16 protein-coding genes are annotated in these 19,275 nt (G+C 71.2%); 3 read left to right on the top strand and 13 right to left on the bottom strand.

Annotated elements, in window-relative coordinates:
* Nucleotides 1–37: 37 nt before the first annotated feature.
* Genes ACFWGN_RS17620 through ACFWGN_RS17610 form a run of 3 tightly spaced genes read right to left on the bottom strand, consistent with a single transcriptional unit; the run spans nucleotide 38 to nucleotide 4,755 of the window.
* Nucleotides 38–454: a DUF742 domain-containing protein gene (locus ACFWGN_RS17620; RefSeq protein WP_056652781.1), complete on the bottom strand. Its 417-nt coding sequence runs from the start codon at nucleotides 452–454 to the stop codon at nucleotides 38–40.
* 10 nt (nucleotides 455–464) lie between these two features.
* Nucleotides 465–914, bottom strand: coding sequence for a roadblock/LC7 domain-containing protein (locus ACFWGN_RS17615; RefSeq protein ID WP_030151141.1), 450 nt, complete (start codon nucleotides 912–914; stop codon nucleotides 465–467).
* A 40-nt stretch (nucleotides 915–954) separates the two neighbouring features.
* Entirely contained in the window at nucleotides 955–4,755 is a 3,801-nt protein-coding gene (locus ACFWGN_RS17610; RefSeq protein ID WP_377618661.1) for an ATP-binding protein, read from the bottom strand.
* 221 nt (nucleotides 4,756–4,976) lie between these two features.
* On the opposite strand from ACFWGN_RS17610, the gene ACFWGN_RS17605 reads away from it, so the two are divergent.
* Nucleotides 4,977–5,954 (top strand): NAD(P)H-quinone oxidoreductase, encoded by a 978-nt coding sequence (locus tag ACFWGN_RS17605; RefSeq protein ID WP_377618659.1) that lies wholly within the window; start codon nucleotides 4,977–4,979, stop codon nucleotides 5,952–5,954.
* A 55-nt stretch (nucleotides 5,955–6,009) separates the two neighbouring features.
* Nucleotides 6,010–6,675 (top strand): bacterial proteasome activator family protein, encoded by a 666-nt coding sequence (locus ACFWGN_RS17600; protein WP_377618657.1) that lies wholly within the window; start codon nucleotides 6,010–6,012, stop codon nucleotides 6,673–6,675.
* Nucleotides 6,676–6,724: 49 nt separating this feature from the next.
* Here the strand turns inward: ACFWGN_RS17600 and ACFWGN_RS17595 are convergent, their stop codons facing one another.
* From ACFWGN_RS17595 to ACFWGN_RS17575, 5 genes are all read right to left on the bottom strand, one after another.
* Nucleotides 6,725–7,618: a DMT family transporter gene (locus ACFWGN_RS17595; protein WP_377618655.1), complete on the bottom strand. Its 894-nt coding sequence runs from the start codon at nucleotides 7,616–7,618 to the stop codon at nucleotides 6,725–6,727.
* Between the two features lie 156 nt (nucleotides 7,619–7,774).
* On the bottom strand, nucleotides 7,775–8,713 hold the full coding sequence (locus ACFWGN_RS17590) for a carbohydrate ABC transporter permease (RefSeq protein WP_377618653.1): 939 nt from the start codon (nucleotides 8,711–8,713) through the stop codon (nucleotides 7,775–7,777).
* The gene (locus tag ACFWGN_RS17585) at nucleotides 8,710–9,699 is read right to left on the bottom strand and encodes a carbohydrate ABC transporter permease (protein WP_377618651.1); all 990 of its coding nucleotides are present in this window, start codon (nucleotides 9,697–9,699) and stop codon (nucleotides 8,710–8,712) included. Before ACFWGN_RS17585 ends, ACFWGN_RS17590 begins: the two co-directional genes overlap by 4 nt.
* An 81-nt stretch (nucleotides 9,700–9,780) precedes the next feature.
* Entirely contained in the window at nucleotides 9,781–11,172 is a 1,392-nt protein-coding gene (locus ACFWGN_RS17580) for an ABC transporter substrate-binding protein (protein WP_377618649.1), read from the bottom strand.
* A gap of 240 nt (nucleotides 11,173–11,412) precedes the next feature.
* Complete coding sequence (locus ACFWGN_RS17575) at nucleotides 11,413–12,414, bottom strand: LacI family DNA-binding transcriptional regulator (protein WP_377618647.1); 1,002 nt, start codon at nucleotides 12,412–12,414, stop codon at nucleotides 11,413–11,415.
* Nucleotides 12,415–12,663: 249 nt separating this feature from the next.
* Between ACFWGN_RS17575 and map the strand changes: the two genes are divergently transcribed.
* On the top strand, nucleotides 12,664–13,446 hold the full coding sequence (gene map / locus ACFWGN_RS17570) for a type I methionyl aminopeptidase (protein ID WP_377618645.1): 783 nt from the start codon (nucleotides 12,664–12,666) through the stop codon (nucleotides 13,444–13,446).
* Between the two features lie 190 nt (nucleotides 13,447–13,636).
* Here the strand turns inward: map and ACFWGN_RS17565 are convergent, their stop codons facing one another.
* From ACFWGN_RS17565 to ACFWGN_RS17545, 5 genes are all read right to left on the bottom strand, one after another.
* Nucleotides 13,637–14,641 (bottom strand): HAD family hydrolase, encoded by a 1,005-nt coding sequence (locus ACFWGN_RS17565; RefSeq protein ID WP_377618643.1) that lies wholly within the window; start codon nucleotides 14,639–14,641, stop codon nucleotides 13,637–13,639.
* Nucleotides 14,638–15,969, bottom strand: coding sequence for a serine--tRNA ligase (gene serS / locus ACFWGN_RS17560; RefSeq protein ID WP_377618641.1), 1,332 nt, complete (start codon nucleotides 15,967–15,969; stop codon nucleotides 14,638–14,640). Before serS ends, ACFWGN_RS17565 begins: the two co-directional genes overlap by 4 nt.
* Before the next feature lie 73 nt (nucleotides 15,970–16,042).
* The gene (locus ACFWGN_RS17555) at nucleotides 16,043–16,939 is read right to left on the bottom strand and encodes an ABC transporter ATP-binding protein (RefSeq protein WP_377618639.1); all 897 of its coding nucleotides are present in this window, start codon (nucleotides 16,937–16,939) and stop codon (nucleotides 16,043–16,045) included.
* A gap of 107 nt (nucleotides 16,940–17,046) precedes the next feature.
* Nucleotides 17,047–18,147 (bottom strand): FecCD family ABC transporter permease, encoded by a 1,101-nt coding sequence (locus tag ACFWGN_RS17550; RefSeq protein ID WP_377618637.1) that lies wholly within the window; start codon nucleotides 18,145–18,147, stop codon nucleotides 17,047–17,049.
* Complete coding sequence (locus ACFWGN_RS17545; protein WP_377618635.1) at nucleotides 18,144–19,274, bottom strand: Fe(3+)-siderophore ABC transporter permease; 1,131 nt, start codon at nucleotides 19,272–19,274, stop codon at nucleotides 18,144–18,146. The genes ACFWGN_RS17550 and ACFWGN_RS17545 overlap by 4 nt, the downstream gene beginning before the upstream one ends.
* Between the last annotated feature and the right edge of the window lies 1 nt (nucleotide 19,275).

The following is a 19,275-nucleotide window of genomic DNA, read 5'->3' as shown; positions in this document are numbered from 1 at the left end:
ACCGGCGCCGGGCTGCGGCTGACCGGCCGAGGCAGCGTCAGAGGGTGGAAATGCCATTGAGAACACTCTCCAAGATGCTCAGGGACAGTCCCGAGTTGCTGCCGCCGTGGCCGGTGTGGACGTTCAACGGTGTCGACGTGTGAACCGTCAGGTAGTTGTCCTCGGCGAGGTCGGCGACGAGGATGCGGGTGACGCCGAGGGGCATCCGCAGCAGCGCTGAGAGCTCGGCGATCGACACGTAGTTGTGAGCAGCGTGCTGGAGGATCGCGCGCTTCTCAGGAGGAAGGCCGTAGCTGTTCACAGCACCCGGCATCACCTCGACGAGGGCCTCGAGCGGAAGGTCCGAGGTCGCCGAACGGACACGTCCGCCGGTGACCGCGTACGGACGGACCGTCGCGGCCTCGTACGAGTCCGAGCTGTGGGCTCCCAAGCTGCCAAAAGGTGCGTTCGTCATCGACCTAACCTCATCCCACCGGGGCTCGTGTTGCTCCGTCAACAGGCAGGCTACCGCGCATCTCCGAGATCAGCTGAGGCGTCAGGGTGGCCTCGGTACGGGAGACGAGAAGTGCCATCTCGTAGCCGATCAGTCCGATGTCGCACGTCGACTCCGCGACGACGCCGAGGACCGATCCGTTCGACACGTTCATGAGGAAGAGGAAGCCGTTGTCCATCTCGACGATCGACTGCCGGACGTTGCCGCCGTTGAGCTGGCGTGCCGCCCCACGGGTCAGGCTGGACATGCCGGACACGATCGCGGCGAGCTGGTCACCGCTCGTGCGGTCCAGCTGGTCGGACATCGCCATGAGCAGGCCGTCCGCCGACACCACCAGGGTGTGCCGACTTCCCGGGACGGTCCGCACGAAGTTGTCGAGCAACCACCCGAAATTGGTTGCTTCGGTGCTGAGCGCGTTCACACTTCCTCCTTGTCAGTTGCCACAGACGGCGAGCTGTTCGTTACCGCGACTGCGGCGCTGAGTCAGGGACATCATTCCCGTGCGAGGACAGATCCGTCGACCCCGTCTCGTCGTCGGCCTCGACCCGTCCCCGGGCCGTCGCCGACTGGAAGGCCGCGAGACGGGCTCGCAGCTGCTCAGGGTCGCGATCGATCTTCGCGGTGAACCGGTCGACGTACTCCTCGCGGTTCACCGTCCGTGCGCGCCGCGTCAGTCCGGACGCCGTGACGTCGGACTGGGCCTGGGGGCTGTAGGTGCCCGCGGACTCCGCGAACGCCTTGCCCTGGACCTCGGGCCCGTTGCGCAGCAGCGTGGACATCTCCTCGTAGAGCACGGCCGAGGCGATCCAGTCGGACCGCGCCTCGACCGAGTCCGACACGTAGGTCGGGTCGAGGGGCTCGATCGGCTCCTGGGCCGGTCGGCGGACCAGCGGTGCCGAGGCCACGGGCGCGGGCGCGGCGACCTGCGGCTGCGCCGCGGTCGGCGGCGCGAACGAGGTCGGCGCGGCCGGGGCAGCGAAGGCGACGGGCTGCGGTGCGGACTGCGGCTGCTGGTAGGCCACCGGCGCAGCCTGCGGCTGCTGGTACCCGACGGCAGCGGGCTGCTGCACGGCAGGAGCCTGCGGCTGCTGGTACGTGGCCGCGGGAGCCTGCTGGTCCGTGCCGGCGGGCTGCGAGGCGAGCGCTGCCGACGACGGCCGGATGACGGGCAGGGTGCCCGTCCGCGGGCGACGGTTGAAGATCCCGCGCTTGCGCGCCTGGCTCTCACGCAGCGACCGGCGCGTCGGCAGGTCGGCCATGAGGTCCTCGAACTTCGGCAGAGCCTCGAACGAGAGCTCCTCGGGGATCTCCTCCCGGTGCAGCGGCGCGACGGGAGCGGCCTGCGCGGCGGGAGCCGCGAACGGCGGAGCCGCCTGCACGACCGGGGGCTCGAAGCTCGCCGCAGGAGCCGCGACCGGAGCCTCGTACGCCACGACGGGCGGAGCCGCCTGCACGACCGGGGGCTCGAAGCTCGCCGCAGGAGCCGCGACCGGAGCCTCGTACGCCACGACGGGCGGGGCGAACTGCTGGACCGGGGCCTCGGCCGCCGCCGGCGCGTTGCGCTGCGGAAGGTCGGGTACGGGAGCCTGCGGCTCCACGGCCTGGACCTCCCGCGCAGCGGCAGGAGCGTCGGCGACGGGAGCCTCCGCGACCGGCGCGACCGGTGCTACGGCGATCGGCTGTTCCGCGGGCGCCGCGTCGGCCTCGGACGCACCGAGCGGCTCGATCGCGAACTGCGGGGCCCAGGTGCCGTCGTCGGGCACGAAGTCCGGGACGGAGATGTCGGTCGCCGAGACGTCCGGGGCTGCGTCGAGCTCGACGGCCTGCTGCTCGGCGGTGCTCGGGTCGGTCGTGCCCAGGGCCCGGAAGCTCGAGAACATCGCGGACCGCGTGCTCACGTCCAGGACGGGGATCTCGGCGGAAGCAGGCTGGACGGGCGGCATGACGCCGGTCGAATCTGCGGGGCTCGAGGCGCGAGCGCGGCTCGGCAGCGAGTTGCCCGTGGCAGCGACACCCTCCGGCGGTGACCACGCGTCGGGGGCCGCGGGCAGGTCCAGGGGCAGCGACGGGGTGGCCAACGGCGGCAGGATGATCGAGCCGGTCTGCGGACCGGGGACGAACGAGGCGCTGGGTGCCGACCCGGCGGGGTCCATGCCGCGCGAACGGCGGCGGGGCATGCCCGTGGACGTGGCACCGTCGGTCAGCGCGGCGAGGTCGACGGCCACGGCGACCGGGGCCTCGTGGTCGATCTGCGGGGTCGAGGTCGTGGCCGGTCCCGAGTACACGGGTGCGGTCGGCTGCGGGGCGGGCGCCGAGATCTGGTCCGCCGCGACCTGCGTGCGGTTGTCCAGCGGGTCCGTCGGCATCGGCAGCGGCACGTTGGAGTCGGGCACGAACAGGACGTTCGGGAAGCTCACCGTGACGAGCGTCCCCGCACCCTCGGGGGCGCGCTCGAACGTGACGCGCGCACCCAGGCGGTCGGAGATGCGTCCGACCACGTACAGGCCCAGACGCTGCGACCCGACGACGTCCGACGCGGCGTGCGCGTTGACCTTGCGGTTCGCCTCGCCGATCTCCTCGGGAGTCATGCCGAGCCCGTGGTCGCGGATGATGATCTTGACGAAGCGCTCGTCGCGCCCCGTGCTGACCTCGACCGGGGTGTGCGGCTCCGAGAACATGGTCGCGTTCTCGAGAAGCTCGGCGATGAGGTGTGCCGCGTTGAGGGCGTTGTGCCCCAGCATGAGCGGGTCGACGACCAGGTTCAGGCGGACACGGTCGTACAGCTCGATCTCGGACGACGCCGTACGGATGACGTCGGAGGCCGGCATGGGCTGGCGCACGCGTCGGCCCGAGTCGATGCCCGCGAGGACCAGGAGCGACTCGGCGTTACGACGCATCCGCGTCGCGAGGTGGTCGAGGCGGAACAGGTTCGACAGCGTGTTCGCGTCTTCCTCGGACCGCTCGAGGTCGTCGAGGAACGCGAGCTGACGGTTGAGGAGGACCTGGTCACGGCGCGCGACGTTGACGAACATCTCGGCGATCGAGCCACGGAGAGCGGCCTGCTCCCTCGCGACCTGGATGGTCGTGGAGTTCACGTCGTTGAACGCGTTGGCGAGCTGGCCGACCTCGTCGGTCGACTCGATCTCGATCGGCTGGATGCTGATGCCGGGGCCCTGACCGGGGATCGACACCTGCTCGACGAGGCGGGGCAGCTGGTCACGCACGTCCTGGGCTGCGTCGGTCAGACGACGCAGCGGGTTCACGATCTGGCGGGCGATGGCACCGGCCACCGCGATCGTCGCGCCGAACGCGAGGAGGGTCACGAGGATCGTGATGACGGCTCGCGTCACGGCGGCGGTCGCGTTGTCCGAGGCGATCTCGCCCGTCTCGGCGAGGACCTTGTCGCGGACCGGGGTGATGTTCTTGAGGTCGTTGGACGAGGCCGACGACCAGTCCTGCTGGGCGGTGGTACCCGTCGCACCGTTCGCGGCGAGGCCCGAGCGCAGACCGACGTAGGTGCCGATGGGCGACGGGATGACCTGGTCGATCCGGAGCTCTCGGACGGCCTTGCGCGCCTGCACGGCCTTCGTGTCGCCCTCGCTGATGAGTCGCGCGACACGGAGCGACGCGTTGTCGAGGTTCTTCGGGGCGCCGGGGTTCTCGCGGTTGGCCTGGATGTCGTCGAAGAGGAACTGCGCCACGGGCAGCTCGAGCGCGACCTGGCTCATGAGCACGTTGGTGTCGACGTACGCGTCGAGGAACTGCGCCAGGGTGCGGTCGTCGGACGTGTCCGCGAGGACACGCGGGACGTCGAGCGCATCGTCGATCAGGGTGTTGTACTTCGAGGTGAACCCGAGCTCCTGGAGCGCGTTAGTGTCGATCTTCTTGCGGATGTCCGCGAGCTCCGCACGGTCCTTGACCGTCGCGTCGACCGCGTTACGCACGCGCTGGTCGAGCATCGACATGTTGAGGTCTGCGTACACCGCGTCGCGCCGGTCCAGGGCCTTGTCCGTCGCGAGGCGGGCCTCCTCGACGAGGGCGTCACCGTTCTCGACCCCGCGGACGCGCTGGATCTCGGCGGCTCGCTCGGCGGCGACCGCCTTGCCCGCGACGTCCTGGGTCGCGAACGCCTTGACCAGTGCCTGCGTCTGCTGGGCGACCCGCGCCTCGTTGATCGCCTGGACCGAGAAGATCGTCGCGGCCAGGAACAGGACGAGGACAGGCAGCGCGAGTGCCGCAAGGATCTTCCCGCGAACGCTCAACCTGCGGAGCATACGAACCTCTCTCCAAACCCTGTAACCAGCGGAAGTTCGTGGGTCCCGGTCGCCTCCGACCGTCCCCCACGCGCCAGACGTGCGTACTAACTATCGGTGCACTTGCCCCACAGACCTAATCCGGTCATCCGGGGCAAGGCGATACGTCGAGCCGCGGCTCTCCGCTGACCGACACGAGTCCTCGTCGACGAGGACGTAGTGTCTTTTGTGTGCGAGCCGTCACGATAGCGGCCCCGGGCGGGCCAGAGAAACTCACCATGTCCACACTCCCCGACCCCGAACCGGGTCCCGGAGAGGTGGTGATCGACGTCGCTTCGAGTGGCGTGAACCCTGCTGACCTGCTACAACGCGCCGGTCACTACCCTCCACCGCCCGGCGCCCCGGTATGGCCGGGTCTCGAGGTGTCTGGGGTGATTTCGGCGGTTGGCCCGCGTCTCACAGGGTGGGACGTGGGCGACGAGGTCGTCGCCCTCCTCGACGGCGGGGGCTACGCGGAGAAGGTCCGCGTCCGCGCGTCCCAGGTCCTCCCCCTGCCCGACGGCGTCGCACTCGTCGACGGGGCCGCCCTGCCCGAGGCGGTGTGCACCGCGTGGAGCAACCTCGTCGACGTCGGGCGCCTCGCCCGCGGCGAGGTCCTCCTCGTGCACGGCGGCTCCGGTGGCGTCGGCTCGGTCGCCACGCAGATCGGGGCCGCACTCGGCGCCCGGGTGATCGCGACCGCAGGTGGGCCCGAGCGCACGGCGCGCTGCCTCACGCTCGGCGCGGAGACCGCCGTCGACCACCGGACCCAGGACTTCGTCGCCGCCGTGCGCGACACCTCAGGGGGCGCGGGCGCGGACGTCGTGCTCGACGTCGTCGGGGCCGCGTACCTCCCCGACAACCTCCGGGCGCTCGCGACGGGCGGACGGCTGGTCGTGATCGGGATGCAGAAGGGACGTCGCGGGGAGCTCGACCTGGGGATGCTGCTGGCCAAGCGCGCCCAGGTGAGCGGTACGACCCTGCGGGCGCGGCCGGCCGAGGAGAAGGCCCGGCTCGTGCGCGACGTGCTCGAGCACGTCTGGCCCTTGGTCGCCGGCGGGCGTGTCCGGCCGGTCGTGCACGCCCGGCTTCCCCTGGACCGTGCTGCGGACGCGCACCGGCTCCTGGAGTCGGGCGAGGTGTTCGGCAAGGTCCTGCTGCTTCCCTGACGCGGGGCGGGCCCGAACCTTCGCGCCGGGCGCCTGTTCGGGTCAGACTGGGGCGATGAGCGACGAGCCGCGCACCGACCAGAACCCCGACCCGACCGAGCCCGGACGGACGGCTCCCCCGGAGGATCGTGAGGACGCCGGGGACACCCCGGGGAACGAGGGCGAGGCCCAGCGCGTCACGGTCGTCGGGCCGGACGGGACGAGGGTCTCGGTCGTCGCGAGCGACGACTCGACCGACGAGGACCGCAACCCGAGCGCGGTCATCGAGGAACCCGCGAAGGTCATGCGGATCGGCGGCATGATCAAGCGTCTGCTCGAGGAGGTCCGCGACGCGCCGCTCGACGAGGCGGCACGCAGCCGCCTCGCGGAGATCCACGAGAGGTCCCTCAAGGAGCTCGAGGAGGGCCTCTCCCCCGACCTCGTCGCCGAGCTCCACCGCATCTCGTTGCCGTTCACCGACGACGCGGTGCCGTCCGATGCGGAGCTCCGCGTGGCGCAGGCCCAGCTCGTGGGCTGGCTCGAGGGACTGTTCCACGGCATCCAGACGGCCCTCGTGGCCCAGCAGATGGCGGCGCAGGCCCAGCTCTCGCAGATCCGCCGTGCGCTGCCGCCCGGCACCATCCCCGTCCCGGGCATGCCCGGGCACCCCGGGCAGCCCCCGCAGCCGGGCGCTCCGCGCGAGGGCGACGACGGGCGCCCCTCGCCGGGCCAGTACCTCTGACGTACCGCGCAAGACCTCGCGGGGGTCGTTCTGCCCCGCCGTGCACGGGCTAGGCGGGCGGCGGGTCCGTGCGCTGAGCCGTCATGGCGATGGCCCCGGACACCAGGAGCAGGCCGACGAGCTCGAGCCACGAGGGGACCTGCTGGAGCACGACGGCGCCGATCACCACCGCGGTCGCGGGCAGCATCGCGAGGAGCACGGAGAACGTCGCTGCGCTGACCCTGCGCAGGATGAGCTGCTCGAGCACGTACGGGACGACCGACGAGCACACCGCGATCCCCACGACCGCGAGGAGCAGCTTCCAGTCCTCGAGCACGGCCCCGGAGGACGGTGCGAGGAACGGCGCGAAGACCAGGGCCCCCGCGGCCATCGCGACCGAGAGCGACGTGACCCCGGACCCGGCCAGAGCCACGCGCCGGCCCAGCAGGATGTACGCGGCCCAGCACGCCGCCGCGAGACCGATCGCGACCAACCCGATCACGACGTCCTCGCGCGGCAGGTCGGACGTGAGCGTGACACCGGCGAGGAGCACGACGCCCACCGCGGCGACGGCGATACCTCCGCGCTCACGCCACCCTCGCCCCGTGATCGCCGCGACCGCCACGGGGCCGATGAACTCGATCGCGACCGCCGACCCGAGGGGCAGGTGGTCGATCGCGACGTAGAACGTGACGTTCATGGCGGCCAGCGCCACACCGAACACCGCGGCCCAGGCAAGAGTGCGCCGGGTCCATCGCTGCCGCCAAGGTCGGCGCCAGGCGAGGAGCAGCACGGCGGCCACGACGATGCGCAGCCAGGCGACCTCGGGTGCGCCGACGACGGCGAACAACCCCACCGCGATCGCGGCGCCCAGGTACTGGGTCAACCCGGAGACGACGAAGAGGGCGGGTGGAGGGACCCGCCCCGCAGCGGAAGCCAGCGCGCGGCTGGGACCAGAGAGCACCCGACGACCCTACGTCGGCCCCTGCCGACCACGGGACCAGCAGCACCCGACGTGGTGTGACGCGCGACGCCGTCGGGCGGGGCCGTTCGCGTGGCCGTGGCCTGGCCTCCCGGAGGGCCGTGCGAACTGCCCCGCCCGACGGCGGAGTACCGAGAGTCACCCCTTGACGGAACCCGCCAGGAGACCTCGGACGAAGTACCGCTGGAGCGCCAGGAAGACGATGACGGGCACGACCATCGAGATGAACGCTCCTGCCGGCAGCAGGTGCCAGTTGGCTCCTCGTGACCCGGAGAGCTCGGCGATGCGGACCGTGAGGGGCGCGACGTCGAGCGCCGAGCCGAAGGTCAGCGCGACGAGCAGGTCGTTCCACACCCACAGGAACTGGAAGATCCCGAACGCCGCGATGGCCGGGACCAGGAGCGGCATGAGGACCGTGAAGAAGATCCGCACGTGCCCTGCGCCGTCGACGCGTGCGGCCTCGACGAGCTCGCGCGGGATGTCCTTCATGAAGTTGTGGAACAGGAAGATCGCGAGCGGCAGCGCGAAGATCGTGTGCGAGAGCCAGACGGGCCAGAACGAGCCGTCGATGCCCCAGCTCACGTACTGGGAGAGCAGCGGCACGAGCGTGACCTGGATGGGGATGATCTGGAGCGCGAAGACCGCGACGAACAGGAGGTTGCGGCCCCGGAAGTCGATCCACGCGAACGCGTACGCCGCGAGGAGCGCCAGGGTGATGGGGATGATGACGGCCGGCAGGGTGATGACGACCGAGTTCACGAAGTAGCTCGCGAAGTTGGTCGAGCTGCCGAAGAGCGCGTCCTGGTAGTTCTCGAGCGTGAACTCGGGGTTGCTGAACGCGGTCCACCAGCCGGTGCGGCGGATGTCCGCGGCCGGGCGGAAGGACGTGACGAGCAGGCCGAACGTCGGGATGGTCCACAGGACCGCGAGGACGATCGCGATGGCCGACGCGCTCTTGGAGCTCGCGCGGCGCCGGACGGCACCCGCTCGACGGTCGAGCCTGTCGAGCTTGCCGACGCCCTTGCCCTCCTCGGGGGTCTCGTCGACGATCGTGGTGTCGGGGATCGGGATGCTCATCGGATCTCCTCCGACGCCCGCAGCTGGCGCACGTTGTAGATGATGATCGGGATGACGAGGATGAACAGGATCACGGCGAGCGCGGCGCCGAGGCCCTTCTCGCCCTGTCGCAGGGCCTGCGTGTAGAACTCGTTCGCGACGACCGAGGTGTCGAACCGGCCGCCCGTCATGGTCCTGACGATGTCGAAGACCTTGAGGGTGCCTATCGCGATCGTGGTGAGGACGACGATGAGCGCGGGACGGATGCTCGGGACGGTGATGTAGCGGAACATGCGCATGCCCGAGACCCCGTCGAGACGGGCGGCCTCGACGATGTCGTCGGGGATGGCGCGGATGGCCGCGGCGAGGATCGTCATGGCGAACCCGGCCTGGATCCAGATCATGACCATGATGAGGAAGAACGTGTTCCAGGGGGCGTCGAGCAGGAACTTCTGGGGTTCGAGGCCCACCCAGACCAGGATCTGGTTCAGGAGCCCGATCTGCTGGATGTTCCCGATGTCGGCCTTGTACTCGTACATGAACTTCCAGATGATGCCCGCCCCGACCATGGAGATGGCCATGGGAAGGAAGATCAGGGTCTTGGCGAACTTCTCGAAGCGCGACCTGTCGATCACGACGGCGTAGATCAGGCCCAGCAGCGTCGAGACGAGCGGGACCACGATGACCCAGATCGCGGTGTTGCGCAGGACCACCTGGAACTCGTCACGGGTCAGCGCGGTGATGTAGTTGTCGAGGCCGACGAACTCCGTGCTGGTGCGGTTGAAGAACGAGTCACGGACGGTCTTGATGCCCGGGTAGAGCAGCCCGAACCCGATGAGCAGGAGCGCCGGGCCGGCGAAGACCGCGGCGATCACCCAGTTGGGGACCCGCTTGGGAAGGTCCGCGAGAAAGAGGATCACGCCCATCACGATGACGAACAGGAGGATCGCGAACAGCATGACCGCGAACTTTCCTGCCGGACCGTCGGGCGTCAGTAGCCAGTCCATGGAGCACTCCTTCGTGCGATGGGGGCCCGCCATGGTGGCGGGCCCCCATCTGTGGATCGTAGGTCAGGCGTCAGCGAACGGTCAGGACGTCGGCCACGACGCCTCGATCGCGTCGAGCACCGCGGTGTCCGACTTGTCGCTCGCGATCCACTCGGTCATCTCGGTCCAGAACGACCCTGCTCCCACGGCGGCGGGCATCATGTCCGAGCCGTCGAAGCGGAACACGTAGCTGTCGTCGGTCAGCAGACCGTACGAGAGCTGGTCGATCGGGGACTGCAGGAGGCTCTTGTCGAGCTCCTTGTTGGCGCTGATCCACCCCTGAGGGGTCGCGGTCGCCTTGGCGTTCGACCACTCGGGGCTCGTGAGGAACGCCTGGAAGGCCTGGACCTCGGGACGGTCCGCGAACGAGACGACGAACTCGCCACCGCCGAGAACCGGCTTGGCCTCGGTGTCGTTGCCCGGGAAGTAGAACGCGAAGACGTCGCCGTCCTCCGCGACCGTGGTGCCCTCGGGCCAGTTGGCCTGGTAGAACGACGCCTGGCGGTGCATGTAGCAGAGACCGTCCAGGATGGGCAGGCCACCCTCGGTGAACTCGGTCGTCGCGATCGACGAGACGTCGCCGATGCCACCGTTGACGTACTCGTCGTTCTTGAGCACCGTGCCGACCGTGGCCAGGGCGTCGGCGATCTGCGGGTCGTTGAACGGGATCTCGTGGTTGACCCACTGGTCGTAGACCTCGGGTCCGGCCGTGCGGAGGACGACGTCCTCCATCCAGTCGGTCGCGGGCCAGCCCGTGGCCTCACCCGAGCCGATGCCGGCGCACCAGGGCTTGATCTCGCCGTCCGGGTTGTCCGCGACGATCTGGTCGGAGAGGTCGATGAGCTCGTCCCAGGTGGTCGGGATCTCGTAGCCGGCGTCCTCGAACATGGCCGGGGAGTACCAGACGAAGGACTTCACGTTGGCGCCGAGCGGGGTCGCGTAGAGCGTCCCGTCGACCGTGCCGTAGTCGCGCCACGACTCGGTGTAGAACTCGTCGACGTTGGCCGACGCGGCGTCCCCGACGGGGAGGATCGCGTCCGGGTAGTCCTGGACGAGGCTCTTGAGGAAGCCCGGCTGGGGGATGTAGGCGATGTCCGGCGCGCTGCCGGACTGGATGCGGATGGGCAGCTGCGCCTCGAACTCCTTGGAGCCCTCGTACTTGATGGTGGCGCCCGTGCAGTCCTCGAACGGCTTGTAGGACTCCTGCTGCTGCTCGGCCTCGGTGTCGACGATCGTCGTGTAGACCGAGACCGTCTTGCCCGAGAGGTCGCCGTACTCCTCGTACGCCGCACAGTCCGCGGTCGCTGCCTCGGTGTCTCCGGCGTCTCCTCCGTCACCGCTGCTGCTGCAGGCGGTGAGCACGATGGCGAGGCTGGCTCCACCGGCGACGGCCGCGAGTGCGCGGCGCTTGATGGACAGGGTGCTTCTTGCCATGACTTTTCCTCCACAACGTTGTGGTGCTGACATCGCGGTCGGCCCGCAGGTGTCGCAGTCACGTCGGCCACGACGCGACTGCCCCACTGCTCATGCAAGCGTTTACATCCCGGTTGCGCAAGCACAAGCAGGGGTCACTTCAGTAACGATTCCGTTACTCATGACGCCTCGCAACCGCCCAGAGTGGTCGCGCTCCCACCACCGTGACCTGCGAAAGCCCGGAACGCCGCGGAACCGGGGTCAGCGAGGACGGGCGGTCGAGGTCCGTCGGACCAGGTGCGTCGGGTACGTCAGGCTCTCCGGGACGGGCGCGCCGTTGATCATCTCCATGAGCAGCATCGAGGCGTCGGCACCCTGCTGGTACGCGTCCTGCCCGATCGTCGTGAGCCCGACCAGCTCGCCCAGGTCGTGTCCGTCGACCCCGATGACCGACAGGTCTCCCGGCACGTCCAGGCCCAGGTCCCGGGCCGCGAGGATCGCACCCATCGCCATCTCGTCCGAGGCCGCGAAGATCGCTGTGACATCGGGTCGACGGCGCAGCAGCTCCCTGGTCGACGAACGGCCGCCCTCGACGTCGAACCCCCCGTTGGCCACGAGGTCGGCCGAGACCTCCAGGCCCGCGGCGACCAGCGCGCGCTCGTAGCCCGTCGAGCGCTCGACGGGCGGCGACCACGACGAGACCAGGTCCGGCATACCGGTGACGTGCCCGACGACCCGGTGCCCCAGGTCGATCAGGTGCCGGGTCGCGAGCGAGCCCGTGCGGACGTCGTCGAGCCGGACCGTGACCTGGTCCGCGGGGCCGGAGCCGACGAACGCGAGCGGGGTGCCCAGGTCGACGAGCGAGCGGACCTCGGCGTCGTCGAGCGGGAGCCCCACGACCAGGGTCCCGTCGACCCGCCGCTGCAGCACCGTGGGGTCGACCTTGCGGCGCGGCCGGTCCTCGCCCACCTCGAACGTGTAGAGCAGCACGTCGTAGCCCACCGAGCGCAGCGCGCGCTCGGCGCCCTCGATCACGTTGGCGAAGAACCACCGGCTGACCCACGGGGTGATCACACCGATCGTCCGCGTCCGGCCCGTCGCGAGCGAGGCCGCCGACGGCGACGGCACGTACCCCAGCTCCTCGGCCACGGCCCGGACCCGTGCGCGCGTCGCCGCCGAGACGTTCGGCAGCCCGCGCAGCGCTCGCGAGACGGTCGCCGTCGAGACCCCGGCCGCCTGCGCTACCTCGTCGATTCCTGCCACGAGGAGCGATTCTCCCCCGCGCGGGGGCCAGAAGCGATTCGCGCCCGGCATGCGCACACCGCGCAGGCATCCTTCGCGCGCGCCCCGCCCAGGCGCCTACCGTCTTGCGACCGGACTGCGCCGGCACCCGCCGCACCCCGGGAGTTGCACCCCGCCTGCCCTCCCGTGACACCCTGGGAGCAGGTCGGAGAGCCCCGCGGAACCCCGCATCGGCCCCGGCACACCCGAGCACGCACCGAGAGGAACACCATGATCGAGCTGAGGACCCCCCGCGAGATCGAGCAGATGCGCCCGGCCGGCCGCTTCGTCGCGGACGTCCTCACGCAGGTCGCCGCCGCCGCGAAGGTCGGCGTCAACCTGCTCGAGCTCGACGCCCTGGCCCACCGGATGATCAAGGAGCGGGGCGCCGAGTCCTGCTACATCGACTACCACCCCTCGTTCGGGGCGAGCCCGTTCGGCAAGGTCATCTGCACCTCGGTCAACGACGCCGTCCTGCACGGCCTGCCGTTCGACTACCGCCTCCAGGACGGCGACCTGCTGAGCCTCGACTTCGCGGCCTCGGTCGACGGCTGGGTCTCCGACAGCGCCGTGTCGTTCGTCGTCGGGAACCCGCGCGGGGGCGACCGCGGTGCCGCCGACCGCAAGCTCATCGAGGCGACGCAGGACGCGCTCGCCGCGGGCATCGCGGCCGCTCAGCCGGGCAACAAGATCGGCGACATCTCGGCCGCGATCGCGGCCGTCGGGCACGGCGCCGGCTACCGCATCAACACCGACTTCGGCGGGCACGGCGTGGGCCGCACCATGCACGGCGACCCGCACGTGCCCAACGACGGCCGCAAGGGCCGCGGGTTCCCGCTCAAGCCGGGTCTCGTGATCGCGATCGAGCCGTGGTTCCTCGAGACGACCGACGAGATCTTCACCGACCCCGACGGCTGGACGCTGCGCAGCGCCGACGGCTCGCGCGGTGCGCACTCGGAGCACACGGTCGCGATCACGGAGGACGGGCCGCTCGTCCTGACGGCGCGCGACTGACCGCTCCTCCGCCGGCTCGCTGCCGAGGTAGAACGTCCTGTGCGAGGTAGAACGCCCTGCGTTCTACCTCGCACAGGACGTTCTACCTCGCGGTCGGTGGCGGGTGGTCCACAGTCAGCAGTCAGCAGTCAGCCCGCAGACCTCAGGTCCTCAGGTCCTCAGGTCCTCAGGTCCTCAGGTCCTCAGGTCCTCAGACCAGGCTCCGCAGCACCGCGACCGCCCCGGCCTCGTCGATGCTTCCCGTGACCTCGTCGGCCGCTTCCTTGACCTCGGGATCGGCGTGGCCCATGGCCACCCCGCGACCGGCCCAGCGCAGCATGTCGATGTCGTTGCTGCCGTCGCCCACGGCCACGGTCGCGCCCGGCGCCACACCCAGCAGACCGCGCACGCGCTCGAGCGCGCTCGCCTTGGTCACGCCCAGCGGCGCGATGTCCATCCACGCCGACCAGCCGACCGCGTACGTCACGTCGCTCAGCCCGAGCGACCGCGCGAGCTCGCTGAACTCCTCGCTCGTCGAGCCCGGGCTGCGCACCACGACACGCGTGACCTCGCCCGACCACAGCTCCTCGAAGTCCACGACCCGGTGCACGCCGTCGAGCTCGCCGTGCGGGAAGAGGTCGTTCATGCGGAAGCCGACGCCCACGTCCTCGACCGCGAAGAGCGCGTCGGGCAGCTCGTCGCGCAGGAGCCGCAGCGCGCCCTCGGGGTTGAACGTGATGACCTCGTCGACCACGTAGCCCGTGGGCGACGCGTCGTCGAAACGAGCCGTCACGGAACCGTTCGAGCACACCATGTACCCCTCGGCGAGGCCGAGGCGCTCGGCGACGGGCAGGACCGCGATGAGCGAGCGTCCCGACGAGAGCATCACGTGGTGTCCGGCCGCACGAACGGCCGCGACGGCCTCGACGACGCCGTCGCTCAGGACGTCGTCGTGGCTCAGGATGGTCCCGTCGATGTCGAGCGCGACGAGCAGCGGGCCCTCCCCCGGACGGGCCGGGTTCACGGTCGGAGCAGCGTCAGGACCGGTGGTCCGACCCGGGCCCGGCGTCGCGGCAGCCGTCGCGGCACCGTCACCAGGAGCACGGTCCGTGCCCGACGGCGCCACCTCGCCCGGGGACGGAGACGCACCTGAGGGCGCCGCGCCGTCGGGCCGGGTGGTGCTGGTGACGTCCAGGCCCTCCTGCGGACCCGTCACTCCGTGACCTTCGAGGAGCCCTTCGACGACCCCCCCGAGGAGGCCGGCGGCGCGACCGGCTCGAGGACCTCGAGCCCGCCCAGGTAGGGCCGCAGGCCCTCCGGGACGCGGACCGAGCCGTCGGGCTGCTGGTGGTTCTCGAGGATCGCGACGATCCAGCGCGTCGTGCCCAGCGTGCCGTTGAGCGTGGCGACCGTGCGGGTCTCCGTCTTGCCGTCCACCTCGACGCGCTCGCGCACGCCCAGGCGGCGGGCCTGGAACGTGGTGCAGTTCGAGGTCGACGTCAGCTCGAGGTAGCGCTCCTGCGTGGGCAGCCAGGCCTCGCAGTCGAACTTGCGGGCAGCGCTCGACCCCAGGTCGCCCGCGGCCGTGTCGATCACGCGGTACGGCAGCTCGCACTTGCGCAGCATGGCCTCCTCCCAGCCCAGGAGGCGCTGGTGCTCGGCCTCGGCGTCCGCCGGGTCGATGTAGCTGAACATCTCGACCTTGTGGAACTGGTGCACGCGGATGATGCCGCGCGTGTCCTTGCCGTACGAGCCGGCCTCGCGGCGGTAGCACGCGCTCCAGCCCGCGTAGCGCTTGGGGCCGTCCGACAGGTCGAGGATCTCGCCCGAGTGGTAGCCCGCGAGCGCGACCTCGCTCGTGCCGACCAGGTACAGGTCGTCGGCCTCGAGACGGTAGATCTCGTCCGCGTGGGCGCCCAGGAAGCCCGTGCCCTGCATGATCTCGGGACGCACGAGCGTGGGCGTGATGACGGGCGTGAAGCCCTCCTGGAACGCCTGGTCCATCGCGGCGTTGAGCAGCGCGAGCTCGAGGCGCGCCCCGATGCCCGTGAGGTAGTAGAACCGCGCGCCCGACACCTTGGCGCCGCGCTCGGTGTCGATCGCGCGCAGGCCCTCGCCCAGCTCGAGGTGGTCGCGGGGCGTGAAGCCCTCGGCCGCGAAGTCGCGGATGGTGCCCTCCTCGCGGAGCACGACGTAGTCGTCCTCGCCGCCCGGAGGGGCCCCCTCGATCACGTTGGAGATCTTGTAGAGGACGTCCTTGAGCTGCGCCTCGGCGTCGTCGGCGTCCTTCTGGCGGGCCTTGACGCCCTCGGCGAGCTGCTTGGTGTGCGCGAGCAGGGCGGTCTTCTCCTCGCCCTGCGCCTGGGCGACCTTCTTGCCCAGGGACTTCTGCTCGGCCCGCATCTGCTCGAAGTCCGTCAGCGCGCTGCGACGGCGGGAGTCGGCGTCGAGCGCCTGGTCCACGAGGGCGGGGTCGTCGCCGCGAGCCACCTGGCTGGCGCGGACGACGTCGGGGTTGTCGCGCAGAAGTCGAAGATCGATCACCACTAGAGGGTATCCAACGTGCGGGAGGGCGCGGCACGGGGCCCGCCGACGGCACGTCCGGCGGGCAGACCGTTCACCCCCGGCGGCCCAGCGGGATCACGAGCGGCGTCCCCGTGACCGGGTCGTCGATGATCGTGCACCGCAGCCCGAACACCTCCTCGACGAGCTCGGCCGTCACGATCTCCCCGGGAGCCCCCTGCGCGACCACGGCGCCGTCCTTCATCGCGACCAGGTGCGTCGCGTAGCGGCAGGCGTGGTTGAGGTCGTGCAGCACCGCGACGAGCGTGCGCCCCTCGCGGTTGAGGTCACCGAACAGCTCGAGCAGCTCGATCTGGTGGGCGATGTCGAGGAACGTCGTGGGCTCGTCGAGCAGCAGCAGCTCGGTCTCCTGCGCGAGCACCATGGACACCCACACGCGCTGGCGCTGCCCGCCCGACAGCTCGTCGACGGGCCGCGCCGACAAGGGCGTGACCTGCGTGGCCGCGAGCGCCCGCACGACGGCGTCCTCGTCGTCGCGCGACCACTGCCGCAGGAGCTTCTGGTGGGGGTAGCGGCCGCGCGCCACGAGGTCCGCGACCGTGATGCCGTCGGGCGCGATCGACGTCTGGGGCAGGAGCCCGAGCCGGCGCGCGACCTCCTTGGCCTTGTAGGACGTGATGGTCTTCCCGTCGAGCACGACCTGCCCGGCGCTCGGGGTGAGCAGCCGCGACAGCGCGCGCAGCAGCGTCGACTTGCCGCACGCGTTGGGCCCGACGATCACGGTGAAGGACCGGTCGGGGATCGCGACGTCGAGCCCCTGGGACACGATGCGCTCGTGGTACCCGATGCTGAGGCCCTCGGCGCGCAGCCGGGGCTCGCCCGGGGCCGCGGGGGCGGCCTGGGGAGTGGCTCCCTGCCCGACGGCGGGGCTCGCCGCGGGCGCGTCGGCCTCGGCCGGGATCGTGGTCACCGGGTGCGTCGTGGCGGTCATCGCCGTCTCCTCGGGAGGGGTGGGGCTGGTCGGGGGTGCGTCGGCGGCCGGTGCGGTCGGGCTCGTGCGGGTCGCGGGCCCGCGGGTCGCGGGTCGGGTCCAGGTGCTCACTGTCGCCTCGCCTCCCGGGCCAGCAGCCACACGAGGTAGCAGCCGCCGATGCTCACGGTCACGACGCCGACGGGCAGCTGGGTGGGTGCGAAGGCCCGCTGGGCGACCAGGTCGCTCGCGGCGAGCAGCGCCGCGCCCATGGCGGCCGAGGACGCGAGGCCGACGGTCGCGCCGCGCGTGAGACGCCGTGCGAGCTGGGGGGCCGCGAGCGAGATGAACGCGATCGGTCCGGCCGCCGCCGTGACGAGCGCGGTCAGCGCGACCCCCACGACGACGAGCGAGAGCCGCGTGCGCTCGGAGCGGACCCCGAGGGCCTGCGCGGCGTCGTCGCCCATCTCGAGGACGTTCATGCGTCGCCCCAGGAGGAACAGCGGGGGCACGAGGACCGCGAGGATCAGCACGACCGGCAGGACCTGGGTCCACGACAGCCCGTTGAGGCTGCCCGCTCCCCAGGTCGCGGCGGCCATGGCGCGCGAGAGCTCGGCCTTGAGGATGAGCCACGTGTCGACCGAGGCGAGCATCGCGCTGATCGCGATGCCCACGATGATGAGCCGGAAGCCCTGCACGCCGTTCTTGTACGCGAGCAGGTAGACGATGCCCGCGGTCGCGAGCCCGCCGATCATGGCCCCGGCCGCGACCGCGCCGTACGAGCCGCCGAGGACCAGGATCACGACGAGCGCACCGGTGTAGGCGCCCGTGTTGAACCCGATGATGTCGGGGCTGCCGAGGGGGTTGCGGGTCAGCGACTGGAAGATCGCGCCGCTCATCCCCAGGGCGCCGCCCAGCAGGATCGCGAGCAGGACGCGTGGCAGCCGCCACTCGACGACGACCATGCGGACCACGTCCGAGGCCTCGCCCGTCAGGGCGCGCAGCACGTCGGGGACCGCCACGGCGTAGTCGCCCACGCCGAGCGCCACGACGCCGACCGCCGCGGCGAGCAGCACCAGCACGAGCGTCACGACGGCGGCGCGCACGTCGAGGCGCGCGGAGAACCGTCCTCGGCGCGAGCGCAGGACGCGGGTCGGCCGACCGAAGTCGAGCCGTTCGGCCTGAGCGCGGTCGGTGACCGGGGCCGGGGTCTGCACAGGAGCCGTCACAGCCCGCTCACCTGCCTGCGTCGCACGAGCCAGATGAGGACCGGGGCGCCGACGAACGCCGTGACGATGCCGACCTGCAGCTCGGCGGGCCGCAGAACCAGGCGCGCTGCGACGTCGGACACCAGCAGAAGGACGGGCGACAGGACGAGCGTGTAGGACAGGATCCACCGCTGGTCCGGGCCGACGATCCAGCGTGCGACGTGCGGGACCATGAGCCCCACGAACCCGATGGGGCCCGCGGCCGCCGTCGCGGCGCCGCACAGGAGCGTCACGGCGATCACGACGATCGTGCGGGTCCGGTTGATGTGGGCGCCGAGCGACCGGGCCAGGTCGTCGCCCAGCGCGACCGCGTTGAGCGGGCGCGCCGCGACGACCGCGAGCACGACGCCCACGAGGATGAACGGCGTGACCGTCCCGACCATCTCCCACGAGCGGTTGCTGAGGGTGCCCGCCCCCCAGTAGCGCATCTTGTCGAAGACCTGCGGGTTGAGCAGCGTGATGCCGGACGAGATCCCGCCCAGCACCGCCCCGATCGAGATGCCCGCGAGCGTGAGCCGGACGGGCGTCGCGCCCCCGCGCCCGAGCGAGCCGATGAGGTACACGACGACCGTCGTGACGATCGCCCCCAGGAACGCGAACCAGATGTACTGCTGGATGTTGACGACGCCGAACGTCGCGACCCCGATCACGACCGCGAAGCCCGCGCCCGCGTTGACGCCCAGGATGCCGGGGTCGGCGAGCGGGTTGCGGGTCAGGGCCTGGATGAGCGCGCCCGAGAGGCCGAGCGCGACCCCGACCAGGAGGCCGAGGGCCGTGCGGGGCAGGCGCAGGTCGCGCAGGATGACCACGTCGTTCGGGTCGGCGCCGGGGGCTCCGACGAGCGCCGACCACACCGAGGCCAGCGGGATCGTCTTGGAGCCCACGACGAGGCTCACGAAGAGCATCAGGACCAGGACGCCGACGGCGACGAGCAGCCACGCGGTCCGCGAGGCGTTGGTCGCGGCGAGACCGGGCGTCCTGTCCGCGGTCGGGGCCTGCGCGGGGGCGGCCGGACCACCCCCGGCGGTCGCGTCGTGCGACGCGCCGCTCGGGGCCGCCCCCGCGGGGGCACGTTCGGTCGTCGTCATC

This window comes from Oerskovia sp. NPDC060338, assembly GCF_042726295.1.
GTDB lineage: Bacteria > Actinomycetota > Actinomycetes > Actinomycetales > Cellulomonadaceae > Oerskovia > Oerskovia merdavium.
The sequence above is the reverse complement of the archived record's forward strand: the minus strand, read 5'-3'. Positions and strand labels throughout refer to the sequence as shown.

Coding starts and splice junctions, on each gene's coding strand:
- ACFWGN_RS17620 (WP_056652781.1), bottom strand. CDS start 454: ATGACGAACGCACCTTTTGGCAGCTTGGGAGCCCACAGCTCGGACTCG.
- ACFWGN_RS17600 (WP_377618657.1), top strand. CDS start 6,010: ATGAGCGACGAGCCGCGCACCGACCAGAACCCCGACCCGACCGAGCCC.
- ACFWGN_RS17590 (WP_377618653.1), bottom strand. CDS start 8,713: ATGAGCATCCCGATCCCCGACACCACGATCGTCGACGAGACCCCCGAG.
- ACFWGN_RS17585 (WP_377618651.1), bottom strand. CDS start 9,699: ATGGACTGGCTACTGACGCCCGACGGTCCGGCAGGAAAGTTCGCGGTC.
- ACFWGN_RS17580 (WP_377618649.1), bottom strand. CDS start 11,172: ATGGCAAGAAGCACCCTGTCCATCAAGCGCCGCGCACTCGCGGCCGTC.
- map (WP_377618645.1), top strand. CDS start 12,664: ATGATCGAGCTGAGGACCCCCCGCGAGATCGAGCAGATGCGCCCGGCC.
- ACFWGN_RS17555 (WP_377618639.1), bottom strand. CDS start 16,939: ATGACCGCCACGACGCACCCGGTGACCACGATCCCGGCCGAGGCCGAC.
- ACFWGN_RS17545 (WP_377618635.1), bottom strand. CDS start 19,274: ATGACGACGACCGAACGTGCCCCCGCGGGGGCGGCCCCGAGCGGCGCG.